A 15,269-nucleotide genomic window follows, 5' to 3' on the forward strand; every position below is an offset into this window, starting at 1 on the left:
GGACCTGGTCATGCACAGCCTTGAGAATGATTGGGCTGCACATGACCAGGTTTGTCATCCGATTCGGTGGATCAGAGCGATTTTGCCATAAGAGCGGCCAGGTCGGCAGTGCGGCAGGAATAACCCCACTCATTATCGTACCAAGCCACCACTTTCACTAGGTTGCCCCCCATGACCATGTTCGAAGGCAGGTCAATGATGGAAGAGCGCGAATCCCCCTTGAAATCCATGGAAACCAACGGTTCGTTGTATCCACCGTTGGTCACACCCAGAATGCCCTTAAGCGGACCGTTAGCCGCATCAATGAAGACCTGGTTCAATTCTTCCTTGGTAGTGGGTTTCTCAACCGTCGCCACAAAGTCCACAATGGAGACTGTAGGAGTGGGTACGCGCAGAGCATACCCATCGAACTTGCCTTTCAATTCGGGGATGACCAGCGCCACTGCCTTGGCTGCTCCAGTGGTTGTAGGAATGATGTTAAGGCCCGCCGACCGTGAGCGGCGCATCTCTTTCTTATGTCCCTGATCCAAGATCACCTGATCATTGGTGTAAGAGTGAATGGTCACCATGACCGCGCTTAGGATCTTGAAATGATCATGAACGACTTTCGCTGCAGGCGCCAGACAGTTCGTCGTGCAGGAGGCGTTTGAAACCACGTGATGCTTGGCCGGGTCATACATATTTTCATTCACGCCCAGCACAATGGTGATATCCTCGTTTTTCGCAGGAGCGCTGATGATAACTTTCTTGGCGCCTCCCTTATCAATATGTACCCGTGCTCCGGGCTTCCCCTTTGCTGGGTCACCCAGCGCATCAGTGAATGCACCCGTGGATTCGATGACGATATCTACGCCCAAATCCTTCCAGGGCAGGTTACCTGGATCCTTCTCGGCAAACACCTTGATGCGGCGGCCATCAATGACAATGTCACCATCCACGACCTCCACACTGCCAGGATAAATCCCATAGGTGGAGTCAAATTTGAACAGATGCGCGTTCTGCTTCGCATCAAAGAGATCGTTGACCGCCACAACTTCCAGATCATTGGGGTAACGCTCAAGGATAGCCTTGAGAACTAGGCGGCCGATGCGACCAAAACCATTGATACCAACTTTAACTGCCATTGTGCACCTCCGTAGTAAAATCGTTAGAGTAGGTTCAGTTCCTTCCCTTTTCCGTGTACGCACTGAGGGCGCTTTCACGGGGAAGGGTGTCCTCGCGTCCAGATAGCGGACCCGTTCGTTCGTAATACAGGTCCATAATAACTTGAGCCAGCCGCGGGGCATGATGTCGCCAAGGCTGCTCGTCATCCACTAGATCTGCGCAATAAACAGGGCAATGCTCTTCCAACTCGGGTGAAGGCAACACGGCCCGAATGCCCTCAGGAAGGTTGCCAGGGGCTCGATTATTGCAGATCACCAGATCGAAAATTGCCCCCCCTAAGTGGCGTTCAATCGCCTTCACATGATCTGAACAGGTAAATGCATCGGTTTCCCCACGCTGCGTTGCTACATTGCAGATATAGAACTTCAGGGCCCGACTTGTCCTTAAAGCCATCGCAATGTCGGGCACCAGCAAATTGGGCAGAATGCTGGTGAAAAGGCTGCCCGGCCCAATCAGGATCAGATCGGCATTTAGAATTGCCTGCACCGCAGGTGGGTACCCCAGTGGTGCACTGGGCTCCAACCATACTCGCTCAATCTGACCGCCTGCCTTGGGAATATTACTCTCCCCCCTAACCCGCAAAGTACGCCCCTTTTCTGGCGCCTTCACCTCTGCAACCAAACGCACGTCGTGGAGAGTAGAGGGGAGAACCCGCCCTCGCACCGCCAGAACCCGCCCCGACTCGGCAATGGCTTCCTCAAACGAACCGGTAATATCGGCCAGAGCGGTGATTAGGAGATTGCCCAAATTATGACCGTTAAGCCCGGCTCCCACTGGAAAGCGATAGCGGAACAATTGGGTAATTAGCTCTTCATCGTCTGAAAGGGCCGCTAAACAGTTGCGAATGTCGCCAGGTGGTAACACCCCCATATGGCGGCGCAGTTCGCCCGAGGAGCCTCCATCATCCGCCACGGTCACAATGGCGGTCAGATTATGGGTGTGGGCCTTCAAGCCTCGTAAAAGCGTTGAAAGCCCCGTTCCACCCCCAATGGCCACAATGCGAGGTCCACGCTCGCGTCGCCGATAATCCGTCACTGCATCCACGATAGGCTTGCCGGGTCGCAGGAAGGGGCGCAACAGCGAGCGGCTCAATCCCCATCCCCCCCACAGAATTAGGCCAATACCAATACTGGCAAAGATCGCAATGCGCAGTGGGCGGGTGAGAAAGCGCAATGCCAGAATAGAAAGCAACGGTAACCAAGGTGTCTCCGGAGCGCCTCGATAAACATCTAAGAGAGAAAGGGTCACCCCTGTGCCCAGAAAAGTTGTTCCGATGAGCAGAACCAGCAGCCAGCGTTTAACCCCAATGCCCGGAGTAAGCCATCGCAGCGCCAGCCGTAAATGGCGCTGCCAAGATCGCCCGGGACGAGAGGTTAATTTACCCATACCATTCTATTTATAACCGTCTTTTGTCTGGACGTCAACGCGGATGCTGACTTACGCTCAAATTTATTATACCACGAATTGTGACATTTATCACAATATCCCAAGGATGCTTCCGAATTTTCCCATGCTATAATGGGAATGGTGAACATCCGTCACAGCCACTCTGCTCCATTAGCCTAACAATCTCCGTCCGGGGATCGTTACAGCGATTTGGTTTATTTACTATACTCGTTGTCTTCGGTTTTCACCTGCCGTGGAACAACAAACGATTTGACCACACCACTATGATTCTCTGTTCCAAACATTTTCCTCTAAGGATTCACCCACTAAACCAACTTTTTAGGAGGACACACTTATGCGGATTCCCCATCTGCCTGGTCCCAAAGCCCAACATTACATTGCCAGGGATAGAGCGGTCATCTCTCCTTCCTACCCGCGTAGCCACCCCTTTGTGATGGATCACGGGCATGGGGTTGAAGTCTGGGACGTGGACGGTAATCGTTTTCTCGATTTTGCAGCAGGAATTGCGGTGATTTCAACCGGGCATAGTCACCCCCAGGTGGTCAAAGCCATTCAGGAACAGGCCGAAAAATTCATTCACATCTCCTCCGACTTCTACCATCCCAGATGGATTGAGTTAGCAGAATACATCAACCGTATTGTTCCTTTCGATGAAGATGCTATTTGTTTTATGACCAACTCTGGAACAGGTGCTATTGAGACAGCGATTAAGTTGGCCCGGTATTACACCGGCCGCACAGAATTTATCGGTTTTTTGGGAGGCTTCCACGGGCGAACAATGGGCTCGTTGGCAATCACTGCCAGCAAGTCTGCTTACCATCGCGGTTTCCTCCCGCTGATGCCGGGAGTGACCCACGTCCCCTACCCCAATCCCTATCGCCCAGTGCTCCAATCTCTCCCCGGCGAGTCCTATGGTCAAACCGTTGTGCGCTATCTGGAGCAAGAGATCTTCGCCAAACTAATTCCCCCTGATTCAGTGGCCGGGATCATTGTTGAACCCGTGTTAGGTGAAGGGGGATACGTCGTGCCAGCACCTGGTTTTTTCCCAGCCTTAAGAGAGTTATGCGATCGTTATGGTATTCTCCTGATTGTGGATGAAGTGCAAAGCGGAGTAGGCCGTACCGGCAAATGGTGGGGCATCCAACACTTTGGTGTCGAGCCCGACATGATTTGTATCGCCAAGGGCATTGCCTCCGGCATGCCGCTGGGGGTGATGGCAGCTCGAAAGCACCTGGTGACCTGGCCGAAGGGGAGCCACGGTAATACCTATGGGGGTAACCCAATTTCATGCGCTGCAGCGCTGGCTACGCTGAACCTGATCGAAAATGGCTATATGCAAAACGCCGCCGCGGTGGGGCAATTTGCCCTCGAATACCTACACGAAATTATGGAGCGCCATCCCTCCATCGGCGATGTCCGTGGCCTGGGATTAATGATTGGCGTAGAATTTGTACATGATCGTGAATCCAAAGAACCCCATGAGGCACTGCGAGATCGAGTGGTCGACCTGTGCTTTGAGAAAGGGCTGATTGTCCTGGGATGCAGTACCAGTACCATTCGCATCTCGCCGCCATTGTGCATCACTTACGAGGAAATGGAGGAAGGATTAACAATCCTGGAAGCCGCGATTGAGCAAGCAGAAGATGAACTGTTTCGGCATCCGATCTCCCACTTTGGAGACGCTCACCCATGAGCTTTATGCTCCCTGACTTCCGCATCCGTCAACGCGATTATCTTTTGGAAATTACACGCGCCCTGACTCAGGAACTGGATTTGGATGCCTTACTCGGGCGCATTTTACGCATTGCCATTGAGATGCTGGCAGGACAGGCGGGCCTAATCGCGTTACGCGAGGAAGATGGTTCATGGAAAGTTGCCGTGGCGCAGGGAATTCCCCAGGCTTTTGTCAAATTTCTGGCCCCGTATTTGAACGAAATTACTGACTCCCCTGATCCAAATGTGTTCGAATTGCTTGAAATTGACCGCCGCTTACGCGAATTGGCGCTCACTGCCAGTTTTGGCTTACTTCACGGCGTTGTGCTGCCGCTGGTAGCTCGCAACCGCGTACTAGGAGTGATTTTCATCTTTCGTTCTTACCCGGCTGCGTTTTCGGCGAATGATCGGGCTCTGCTCACCTCTTTTGCCGATCAGGCAGCCATTGCAGTTTCCAACGCACAACTGTACACCCAGCTAGCCCGCAGCAAACAACGCCTGGATGGTCTCCTGGACGCTGTCGCAGATGGCGTGCTTATTCTTAACCCCAACCTGAAAGTCGAGCGATGCAACCCCGCCTTTGCACGCCTCTTGGGGCTACCGCGCGAAAAGATCCAGGGTCGCCCTCACGAAGCCGTGGTTAACTGGGCTTCGCCCCCCAAAGACATGACGCTAGAGCAGGCTGTTGCGGGGGGATGGCCGCTTGTGCCGAATGCCAACCTCTATGTGGAGGGTGACCTTAAGTGCCATGGGCCTCGTAGCACCGTCCCGGTGGGTATTACCTACGCCCCGCTTCTGAGTGAAGGCAAATTGCTTAATATCATCGCCGTTATTCGCGATATCACCCGTTTTCGTGAGGCCGATGAGCTAAAGAGCACCTTCATCTCTATCATTAGTCACGAACTCAAAACCCCCCTGGCACTGATCAAGGGCTATGTCAGCACCCTGCGCCGTGAGGATGCCCAATGGGATCCGGAAATCGTCCAAGAAAGCCTAGCTGTCATTGAGGAAGAGGCTGATCGCTTGGGAACCCTGATCGAGAATTTATTGGATGCATCACGCTTGCAGGCGGGTGGTCTCACTCTCAAACGCGCCGACGTGTGGTTGCCAGAACTGGCTTCTCGGGTTGCCCAACGCATGGCCACCCAGACTACGCGTCATACCATCGTGGTAAACTTCCCGCCAGATTTTCCCGTTATTCTGGCCGATGAAGACCGTCTGCAACAGGTTTTGACGAACCTGATCTCCAACGCCATCAAGTACGCCCCCCAAGGTGAGATCTGCATCTCCGGTCAGGTTCGGCCCGATGTAGTGATTGTATGTGTCAGCGATCAAGGGCCAGGTGTTGCCCCTTCCGACCGTCCCTACATTTTCGACCGCTTCTACCGCTCTCCTGAGGTCATGCGCCAAACCAAAGGCGCCGGCCTTGGTCTATATTTGAGCCGCGCAATTATTGAAGCCCACGGGGGAAAGATCTGGGTGGACTCAGAGGCTGAGCAAGGGGCACGTTTTTGCTTCTCGCTACCCCGCCAACCGCAATAGGTGCGCGTTCATGCCATCCCCGAGTGAGCATGGTATAATGCGTTCATTGATTCTCTAGAAGAAAGCGAATCCACTTCTATGCCTAAAGTTCAAACCTCTTGTCCCCGCTGCAAATCCCCGGTGATTGCCGACCTCGAGCAACTCCTGGACGTATCCGTAGATCCCTCTGTGAAACAACGGTTGTTGAGCGGGCAAGTCAATGTCATCCATTGCCCGACCTGTGGTTTTGAGGGGATGGTCAGTGCCCCTCTCGTCTATCACGACCCAGAAAAAGAACTTCTGCTTACTTATTTTCCGCCCGAATTAGGACTCTCGGTCAATGATCAGGAGCGTCTGATTGGTCCCCTGATCAACCAAATTACCAATCGGCTACCGCTTGAAAAACGCAAAGCCTACCTGCTTCGCCCTCAGACCATGCTGACCTTCCAGACGCTTATCGAGCGTATTTTAGAGGCAGATGGGATCACTCGCGAAGTATTGGAAAACCAACAAAAGCGCTTTGATTTGATCCAACGCCTCGTGGGTACTGCCAGCCCGGAGGATCGCAAAGCCTTGATGCAACAAAACGAGGGGCTTATTGACGCCGATTTCTTCCTCATGCTTTCCCAAATTACCGAGGCAATGCTAGCCCAGGGAGACGAGCGAACAGCCCGCGTGCTGGCTGCGCTTCAACAAGAGGCGCTCAACAACACCAAGACCGGTCTAGAAATCAAAAATCAGACCCAAGAAGTTCAAGATATCCTGCAAAAACTTCAGCAGGCAGGTCGTCAGGGCCTGACTCGGGAAAAATTGCTCGATTTGATGTTAGAAGCCCGAAGCGAAGCTGCCTTGACCGCTCTGGTTGGACTGGTACACAATGGGCTGGACTATGAGTTCTTCCAGGCCCTCACGGAACGCATTGAAACCGCCCAGGAGGAAACCGAAAAAGAGCGCCTTCAAGCCCTACGCACCAAACTCTTGGAGTATGCACGGCAAATTGACGAACAAATTCAACGCCGTTATGAGCAGAGCCGTCGCCTGGTGCAACAAATTGCTTCTGCTCCCAACATTGAGCAAACCGTTGAGGAAAGCCTAGAAGCCATTGACGAGTTTTTCCTCAAAGCCCTGGACGAAGAATTGGAGCAAGCCCGCAAAAGTGCGGACTTAAATCGCATTTCCCGCCTGCAGCGCATTCGTGCCCATCTTGAAAAGTTGAGCGCGCCACCCCCTGAAGTGGCGTTTCTAGAAGAACTGCTCAGACTCCCCTCCTACCAAGAACGGCAAAAGAAGATGCAGGAACATGCCGAGCTGGTCACAGGAGAGTTCCTACAATTGGTAAGCGGACTCATTGCTCAGGGCGAGAAGCAGAGCCAGCCCCCCGAATTACTCAGCACCTTGCGCGAAATTAACCGCATTGCACTGCGCATGACCATGATGGCCAACCTGAATCAATGACCTAGTGCTGGTCAAACCGGCCCTACTGGGCCGCAACATCGTCAGCAAAGCGGCTGGAAAGTTTTACCATCTGTGCAAAAAAACCATTTCCCCCTCGGAGGGTATGGGGCGTTCCGCACTCCACGATTTGCCCTTGGCGCAACACTACGAGTTCATCCACGTAATCCAGACTCTGGGGAGAATGGGTGATCCAGATCAACGTGCGTTCTGCCACCCAGGTCATTAAACGACCAAGAATGCGTGCTTCTTGGGCACGTTCTAGGTGAGCGCCTGGCTCGTCTAGGACAATCACCGATGCCTTGCTCAAGAATAAGCGCGCCAAGGCCAGTCGTTGGCGTTCTCCGCCGCTCATTTGAGCGCCCAGATTACCCACCCAGGTATTCAATCCCTCTGGCAGTTGCCGGGCCCAATCTGCCAGCTCAACTTGTTCTAATGCCCACCATAATTGGTCCTCCGTCGCCCGTGGTGCAGCAATGCGCAGATTTCCCCGTAAGGTATCACTGAAGATATACGGCTTTTGCTCAAGCACTGCTAATACTTGATGTAAAACCCGCTCATCCCAGAGCCTTAACGGCACCCCACCAATCAAAATCTCACCTTCGTCGTAATCCCAGAAGCGCAACAAAAGATTGACCAGCGTAGATTTGCCCGCCCCACTCGGCCCCACAATGCCTACCCGACGACCAAAGGGTATCTCCAGATTAATGCCCTTTAGAACGAGCGGTGCGTCAGCGGCATAACGAAACGAGAGATCGCGCATCTGGATATCCGGCCGTTGGGTGGTCTCCTCAAAGTGCACGTGCGTTGAGGCCGTTTGGGATGACTTCAACGTTTCCAAAGACAATAGGCGTTGCGCTGAGTGCAAAGCCAGAGGTAGATTTTGTGCCCCTTGTACAACCGCGCTCACTGCTTCGTAACTGGCAAGAACCACTATCACCAACACAGCCAGCAACACACCGCTGAACTCACCCCGCGCCACCGGGTCAAGCCCCGCCCAGAGTACTCCCCAGGCTGTTAACCAAACCCATAACGAAGCCAACCCGTTAGCTAATCCCCCACGCAAGGCGCGGCGCATCTGGATATGATGGTGGGTAACCTCCAAGTCCTCAATCTGTTTGAACATAAATTTTTCCTGCCCAAAAAGCAGGTAATCTTCCATACCTTGGATAAATTCGACCAACCGAGTGTTTAAGTTAGCGCTTGCCTTCACCTGTTGCAAGGCAAGCCGCTGCTGCATGTGGTAACTCATCAAGGGCACCACTCCTCCTGCACCGAGCAATCCTGCGGCCACCCATAGCCATATCCGGGGGTAAAAAACGCCACTGAACCAGGCCAACCCTAAAGTAGTAAACACCATCACTAAGGCAGGAGATATGAATCGTACATAAAAGTTTTCCAAATTTTCCAGATCAGTCATCGCCCGATTAAGAAGATCCCCGGTGGGCAGATAGGGCTGTCGGGCAGGTAGCAAGGGCGCAAGTGTGCGATAAAGCCAGCGCTGCAACTGACCCAGCAGGCGCAAGTTGACTCCATGAGAAACCCAGCGCTCCACATATCGGATGACACTACGCGCTAGCCCCAAAAAACGCACTCCCACAATAGCGATGTGCAATTCGGCAATCGAAGGATGCAACGCAGCGCGCGCGATGAGATAGGCGGCCGTGCCCAGCAAGCCAATGCTACTCGCAATAGTCGCAATTCCCAGCAGAATTGAGGTGATAACGTGAGCAAGGTAAGGTCTTAGAAATTGCACCAATCGCCAGATGAGTTTCACAGCCCCCTCCATTGCATCACGCGGCTGTAAAAGCATCCCTTCTGCGCGAGGAGATCGGCAGGTGTCCCCTGCTCAACAATGCGCCCACCTTCCAATACCAGCACCCAATCGGCATTCTGGATCGTGCCCAAACGGTGAGCAATGATTAAACTGGTGCGCCCCTGCCACAAGCTATGAATCATCTGCTCCAGACGAACCTCCAGATCTGGATCAAGATGAGCCGTAGGCTCATCCATAACTAGAAGCGGCGCATTCTTCAAAAAGGCGCGCGCCAAAGCCACCCGTTGTGCCTCACCGCCGCTCAGGCCGGCTCCCCGTTCCCCCACCATCGTATCCCATGCTTGAGAATGACGTTCGAGAATCTCTACCAGGAACGCTTGACGACCAACTGCAACCAAGGCTTCCTCAGGAGCCTCGAGATCGGCCATACATACGTTCCAGGCCAGACTAGCGTTGAAAATATAAGGATTCTGGGGAACCCAAGCAATAAGGTTTCGCCATTCCTCAAAAGGGATCTGCGAGAGGGGACGACCATCTATCGTGATCTGCCCCCGACTAGGCTGCAAAAAACCCAACAGCAGATAAGCCAGCGTGGTCTTTCCCGCCCCACTGGGACCAATCAATGCCACTTTTTGCCCCTGGCGGATCTCAAATGTGATGCCCTGTAAGGTCATCTCTGGACGCCCAGGGTAAATAAAATCTACATCCTCAAACCGGATCCTTTGCGGTGGTGCAAGAGGCCTTTCAAATTGGCTCGACTTTCCCTCAACAAATGAAACGCGTGACCATGCCGAAGCAGTCGCAGCCTCATCCAGTAGGGCAAAGATCGTTTGGGCAGCGCTCACCCCCGACATCGCGGCATGGAAACGCTGGCCCAACATACGCAAAGGTAAATAAAACTCGGGAGCAATCAGCAGGATGAAAAAGCCATGCAGAAAGTCCAAGCGCCCATAGAGCAAACGCAACCCAACTTGCACCGCAACCAAAGCCGTGCTAAGCGTGCTGATTAACTCCATCACGAGGGCCGAAAGAAACGTCATCCGCAATACCGCGAGGGTGGCAGTATAGTAAGCATCACTAACTCGCCCAAGGTGCATTCCGCGCTCTTCTACTCGCCCCATGGCCTTCAAACTGACCAACCCTTGCAAGGTGTCCAGGATGTATTCATTCAAGCGTTGTAGCGCCCGCCATTGCCGGCGGGTTAGTTGCTCTACCATGCGCCCAATGAGCATCATGAAAAGTGGAATCAGAGGAGCAGTTGCCAAGAAAACAAGCCCCGTCAACCAATCTAGGGGAAATACTACTTCCAACACCAACAGTGGCACTCCGGCCGCCAGTACCACCTGGGGTACATAATGGGCGAAAAAAGGCTCCAATGACTCCACCCCTTGCAGGGCAGTTGCAATCAAATTGCCCGTCCGCCTAGTTTTTAAATAGGCCGGCCCAGCACGCAACATCGCCTCCAGCAAGGTCCGTCGCAACCGAGCCTTAATCCGCACCGCCACCCGCTGAGCAGCCACTTCACTCCCCCAAATCGCCCCTGCCCGGCCCAGCATAACGCCAAGCAAGAGTGCCAAAGGAACGTACAAACTAACTCGACCCTGATGCTGAATAAAGGCTGCGTTCAAAATCTGGGCAAATAAGTAAGCCTGGAGCACGGTCATGAATCCAACTATCAGCCCCATGCCCACCACCGTACCTATCCCCCACACATCTGTACGAGCCCATTGAAGCAATCGTCTGAGGTGATGCATAACACAATTGATTATAAAACCACCTCTTAAGCACATCCTTAAAGCCTCTGCCGGGGTTAACTTACACGAAGAAGACATTCTCCATTCCCCAAAGCGAGGTTCTACTATGAATCGCCCTTTAGCCCTCACCCTAACTGCCCGCATGGGCATCCGTCAGCACGGGTTACAAGATGCCCTGTTAATTCTTGGGGGTAGCCTCTTGGTTGCGGGCTTAGCCCAGATACGCATCCCATTGCCGTTTACCCCAGTCCCCATCACTGGCCAAACCCTGGGCGTTTTCCTGGTAGGCGCGACGTTAGGCAGCCATCGGGCTGCGCTCAGCCTTGGGCTGTATCTGCTCGAGGGAGTGGTAGGATTGCCTGTTTTTGCAGGTGGCGCCAGTGGTCTAGTTCATCTGCTGGGCCCAACGGGTGGGTATCTCCTTGGTTTTGTGGTCGCCGCTTATGCAGTAGGTTGGTTGGCCGAAAGAGGCTGGGATCGCTCAACGGTGAGCGTGATCATGATGTTTACGTTGGGTGAGTTGATTATCCTGGGACTCGGTAGCCTGGTGCTGGCTCGCTTTATCGGGCTTGAACACGCCTGGCTCGGCGGAGTCATGCCGTTTTTGCCCGGCGACGCCCTTAAAGCATTCCTTTCCGCCCTCCTTTTGCCCACAGCGCGCAAGGCGATTGACTCATACTAATGATGCAAGATGCACGGAAGAAACTTTAGATAGTCCCTTCCGTGCATCTGCGTCCTCAGCGTTAATCTCATTCCTTCATGACAGCCTTAAGACCTTCAATGGCCTGTACAGGGGTGGGATCCACCCCGTAGGCCATGGCCAGGTAGTAGGCCAAATAATCGCCAAAGTGGAGGAGTGTCCATTGGTGGGCCATGCGTCCCTCCCCCTTTCCCTGCACAAAATCCACATTAATTCCTGCTGTCAGGAAAGCCTGCAAAGTCAGTTCATTGCGCAAGCGATTTCGCGGGTGATCTGAGGGGGTCCGTAGGAAGAGCACCATCATCTTCTCCAGAAGCGCCTCTGGGTTTTCAATCCCGGCTAGGGTATTGTGATCCGCTTCAGGCAAGATATCGAATTGAGCCCACGCCTTGGCCAATTCGTTTATTTGGCCCTTCCAGCGCCGCGCAACTGGCGCTGCCACGTCTGAGCCTATCACAACTACCCAACGCCCCATAAGTTGTCCCGCCAAACGCTTGGCAGGATTACGAACGACTGGCACTTCCACCCCCAGGGATTGTTGTTGTTCCCGCATAGCCTGAAGCGTGATTTCAAGATCGTGGGTAGGGTCAGGAATAAAGCCCAAGCGGGTAAATAAAGCCAGCAAAAAACCGAACGAAAACCCTACTGCCGCACGCGGCTGCCCATGGTGCTCAAACTGCCACACATCCCATCCAGCTTCATTGGCCACAGCAGCCAACTCTCCACCAGTTGCGATTGCCACAACCTGACATCCGCGTTCGCCCGCCTGCTTGACCGCTGAAAGCGTTTCTTCCGTGTTCCCTGAGTGCGAGGACCCAATCACCAGGATCTCTGATCCACGCGCCCAAGCCGGGAGCTGATATTCACGACAGGTTACCACAGGAACAGTGAGGAAAGGTTCACCATAGGCAATAAACAAATCGGCCCCAATTGCTGACCCCCCCATACCCGCGATCACGACGTGGCGGATCGGCGGCTTTACCCGCAAAGGGAGGTTCAGACCTTGCTCCCAGGCCTGGGCAAGTTGATCTGGAAGGTAATCAATAGCCTCTCGCATATTAGAGCGATCCAGTTGACTGAATTTATCCCTATCATCAAGATTCATAAACCGACTCCATAAAGTAGAGTTTGAAACAACCGGGCCCGATCAAGGTACCGTCCAAAGGAGGTAGGTCAATTCAACTTGGTCTTGCATCCGATCCACACGGCTAATCTGAAGGTAGGCTACGTTCCCACTTCCGGTTTGTATACATAGAGAAGGGAAGAAGGCCTCCGCTTCAAGGGGAAGCGGCATTTCCTCCTTCGCTAATTCCAGGCACTGACCCGGAGATGGGGGCTCTGCAGCGGGAAAAACTCCCCACTGCGCCCCACCCATGAGTATCATCATTAACCCCTCATCCGAACGTTCAATCCAGAGATCTACTGCTGAGGTATTTTCCCACACTGTGCCACTTTCCAAGTCAACCCCCTGTTGACCTGTCAGACGTACCTGTCCTTGCATAGTTACGATGACAGGAGACACAGTTAGGCTGGATAAAAGTGTGGCGGTATTGACCGAGGGAACTTGAATGCGCACCCAGAAAGGAGCATTTCCAGCCGGCCCTAAACCGAACAGCTTGCCAGAAGGAGAACGCAACATCCAGTAACTGGTATACCGTCCTTGCCAAAGCGGAGCGACCATCTCAATACTGATATCCGTAGATTCGCCCGGGAGCACACGATTGAACAGTGCATAGGAGGTAAAAGGGGCCAGGTTATCTCCTGAAACCCACACCACACTATAGGTGCCATCCCAGACACACGTCCCGAGATTCACCAGCCGCCAGGTCTTGACAAAGCGCTGCCCGGGTAAAATAGGAGTATCATCTGGAATGGTCACGTCCAGCGGATTACCTGCACCCGCCAGTTCACAGGGCTGGGCAGAAATCAAGGGCTGAACGGTCTGAGTCAAAGGGAGAAATTTATAAGGGGTCTCCAAAGTCCTCGGAACGCTCGGCGGAGATGACTCCGCCGTCACACTTGGAAGCGGGTTGAGTGTCGCTAGTGGTTCCCCGCTTGAACGGGGAATCCTCCCCTCCCTCAAAGTCTGGCATCCGCCCAAAAGTGTCACTTCCAGTGCAACAATGCCCACAACAATTACCAGCCTCGCCAAACGCATACCCCTCTGATTTTACCTTACCCCGCCCGATCCGTTAAACTAATTTCAACACCTCCGGCAAGATCGCGAAGACAAGGGTATGAGTTAAAATGAGCCTATACAAAATTTTCTCAATTCGAGAGGCTCTGCATGTCGTTTGCAAAAGTGGGTGTCTACGTGGATGTTTCCAATATTTATCTTAACGGGGGGCAACGACTACAATATGATGTACTACGTGAATTCGCCTGTCGGGATAACGCTGAATTGGTCCGTCTAAACGCCTATGTGAGCTATGACCGCGAACGGGCTGAGCGTGACGAAACCTACCGCAAGGGCACCCAGAATTTTCACTCCGCCCTGCGCGACCTGGGCTATAAAGTGATCGTCAAAGAGATCAATTGGTTCATAGACGAGAACGGCGTTCGTTATGGTAAAGCCAATGCCGATCTAGAACTGGCGGTGGATGCCTTGCTCCAATCTGTTAACCTTGACCGCGTACTCCTTGTCTCAGGTGATGGTGACTTTGTCCAGGTCGTACGCGCCTTGCAAGATAAAGGCTGCCGGGTTGAAGTAATAGCCTTGGATAACGTCTCCAGCAAGTTGCGCCATGAGGCAGATTTCTTCATCTCTGGCTACCTTGTTCCCAATCTGGTGCCCACGGTCTCACCGCGCAATGATTTACCGCCCTGGGGCGAAATCGGCTCGCGGGTTCGGGGCTGGTGCTACTGGCATAGCGACCAGGGATATGGCTTTATGCGTTACCTCAAGGTCATTGCTCCCAATCTATGGCTAACGGACACGCGTAATCCTAACTCGCCGTATGGTTCGGTCTTCTTTCACGACTCCAGCCTGCCAGAGGGAGTGCGCCCCAGCCAGTTACCCACCCGCAATTACATTTTTGAGTTTGAACTGGCACGATCGGAGCGCACCGATAGCCTGCAGGCTCTCAATATTGAATTGATCAGTCGTCTCTAGCCTCCGGCCGAATCTTCGACGAGAATAGCCCGGGCAGGTCCACCCTCTACACCTTGGAATTTTATAGGCAGACAAATGAGCTGATAAAGCCCGGGGGCCACCTGCGAGAGATCCAATCCTTCAATGATCACTACTCCCGCTCGCAAAAGCACCTCGTGTGTAGGGCGGGAACGTTTATAGGGCGCAACAGATAGATAATCCACACCCACCAGGCGTACACCCTGCTCCACCAGATACTCCGCCCCATCCTGAGTAATACCCACAAAATCAGTGCGAAACTCACGTTCGCCCTGGGCCCAAAAACGCGAGTTGCGCGTTTTGAACAGTACACGTTGCGCCCCACCCGCCAGCGGGAGATTCTTAAGGACTTCCGCAGTAATCTCCCCAAATGTTTCCGGCACTTCTACCACCTGGGCAGAGCCTATCAACACATCCAAGGAGAGACTCTCAAGGCGCGCTCCATCCGGAAGGAAGTGATAAGGCGCATCCAGGTGGGTGCCTGTATGCAACCCCATTTCCACTTTGGAGACATTGGCGTTTGCGCCTTCTTCAATCTTGCTAACACGCTCGATATGAACACTGGGATCACTGGGCCAGGTGGGAAGATCGGGCCCGATGGTTAATGAGATATCGTGAATCTTACGCATGGTCTCCTCCTTTTCTGAAATT

General features: G+C 53.4%; 12 protein-coding genes. 5 read left to right on the plus strand and 7 right to left on the minus strand.

Translation table 11 applies throughout. The features are described 5' to 3' along the window. Positions 1 to 71: 71 nt before the first annotated feature. On the minus strand, positions 72 to 1,124 hold the full coding sequence (gap, locus tag Q0721_RS01370; RefSeq protein ID WP_299024526.1) for a type I glyceraldehyde-3-phosphate dehydrogenase: 1,053 nt from the start codon (positions 1,122 to 1,124) through the stop codon (positions 72 to 74). Between the two features lie 34 nt (positions 1,125 to 1,158). Next, entirely contained in the window at positions 1,159 to 2,550 is a 1,392-nt protein-coding gene (locus Q0721_RS01375) for a gluconeogenesis factor YvcK family protein (protein WP_299024528.1), read from the minus strand. A 355-nt stretch (positions 2,551 to 2,905) separates the two neighbouring features. Between Q0721_RS01375 and Q0721_RS01380 the strand changes: the two genes are divergently transcribed. The 3 genes from Q0721_RS01380 (at position 2,906) to Q0721_RS01390 (ending at position 7,260) form a co-directional block, all read left to right on the plus strand. After that, the gene (locus tag Q0721_RS01380; RefSeq protein WP_299024530.1) at positions 2,906 to 4,264 is read left to right on the plus strand and encodes an acetyl ornithine aminotransferase family protein; all 1,359 of its coding nucleotides are present in this window, start codon (positions 2,906 to 2,908) and stop codon (positions 4,262 to 4,264) included. Then, positions 4,261 to 5,826, plus strand: a complete 1,566-nt coding sequence (locus Q0721_RS01385) for an ATP-binding protein (protein WP_299024532.1) — start codon at positions 4,261 to 4,263, stop codon at positions 5,824 to 5,826. The genes Q0721_RS01380 and Q0721_RS01385 overlap by 4 nt, the downstream gene beginning before the upstream one ends. A gap of 78 nt (positions 5,827 to 5,904) precedes the next feature. After that, on the plus strand, positions 5,905 to 7,260 hold the full coding sequence (locus tag Q0721_RS01390) for a CpXC domain-containing protein (protein ID WP_299024534.1): 1,356 nt from the start codon (positions 5,905 to 5,907) through the stop codon (positions 7,258 to 7,260). A 22-nt stretch (positions 7,261 to 7,282) separates the two neighbouring features. Here the strand turns inward: Q0721_RS01390 and cydC are convergent, their stop codons facing one another. Next, entirely contained in the window at positions 7,283 to 9,034 is a 1,752-nt protein-coding gene (cydC, locus tag Q0721_RS01395) for a thiol reductant ABC exporter subunit CydC (protein WP_299024536.1), read from the minus strand. After that, positions 9,031 to 10,788 (minus strand): thiol reductant ABC exporter subunit CydD, encoded by a 1,758-nt coding sequence (gene cydD, locus Q0721_RS01400; protein ID WP_299024538.1) that lies wholly within the window; start codon positions 10,786 to 10,788, stop codon positions 9,031 to 9,033. The genes cydC and cydD overlap by 4 nt, the downstream gene beginning before the upstream one ends. A gap of 106 nt (positions 10,789 to 10,894) precedes the next feature. Here cydD and Q0721_RS01405 point away from each other — a divergent pair, with 106 nt between their 5' ends. Further along, the gene (locus Q0721_RS01405; RefSeq protein WP_299024541.1) at positions 10,895 to 11,470 is read left to right on the plus strand and encodes a biotin transporter BioY; all 576 of its coding nucleotides are present in this window, start codon (positions 10,895 to 10,897) and stop codon (positions 11,468 to 11,470) included. A gap of 67 nt (positions 11,471 to 11,537) precedes the next feature. Here Q0721_RS01405 and Q0721_RS01410 read toward each other — a convergent pair whose 3' ends face one another. Next, a complete protein-coding gene (locus tag Q0721_RS01410) occupies positions 11,538 to 12,593 on the minus strand; it encodes a bifunctional phosphoglucose/phosphomannose isomerase (RefSeq protein ID WP_299024543.1) in 1,056 nt (351 codons plus the stop codon). Between the two features lie 42 nt (positions 12,594 to 12,635). Next, on the minus strand, positions 12,636 to 13,466 hold the full coding sequence (locus tag Q0721_RS01415; protein WP_299024545.1) for an NBR1-Ig-like domain-containing protein: 831 nt from the start codon (positions 13,464 to 13,466) through the stop codon (positions 12,636 to 12,638). A 309-nt stretch (positions 13,467 to 13,775) separates the two neighbouring features. On the opposite strand from Q0721_RS01415, the gene Q0721_RS01420 reads away from it, so the two are divergent. After that, the gene (locus Q0721_RS01420) at positions 13,776 to 14,600 is read left to right on the plus strand and encodes an NYN domain-containing protein (RefSeq protein WP_299024547.1); all 825 of its coding nucleotides are present in this window, start codon (positions 13,776 to 13,778) and stop codon (positions 14,598 to 14,600) included. Here Q0721_RS01420 and Q0721_RS01425 read toward each other — a convergent pair. Further along, complete coding sequence (locus Q0721_RS01425; RefSeq protein WP_299024549.1) at positions 14,597 to 15,247, minus strand: cyclase family protein; 651 nt, start codon at positions 15,245 to 15,247, stop codon at positions 14,597 to 14,599. The two genes, Q0721_RS01420 and Q0721_RS01425, sit on opposite strands and share 4 nt — an antisense overlap. Positions 15,248 to 15,269 lie beyond the last annotated feature (22 nt).

The sequence above is a fragment of the uncultured Thermanaerothrix sp. genome (genome assembly GCF_938028735.1).
GTDB lineage: Bacteria > Chloroflexota > Anaerolineae > Anaerolineales > Anaerolineaceae > Thermanaerothrix.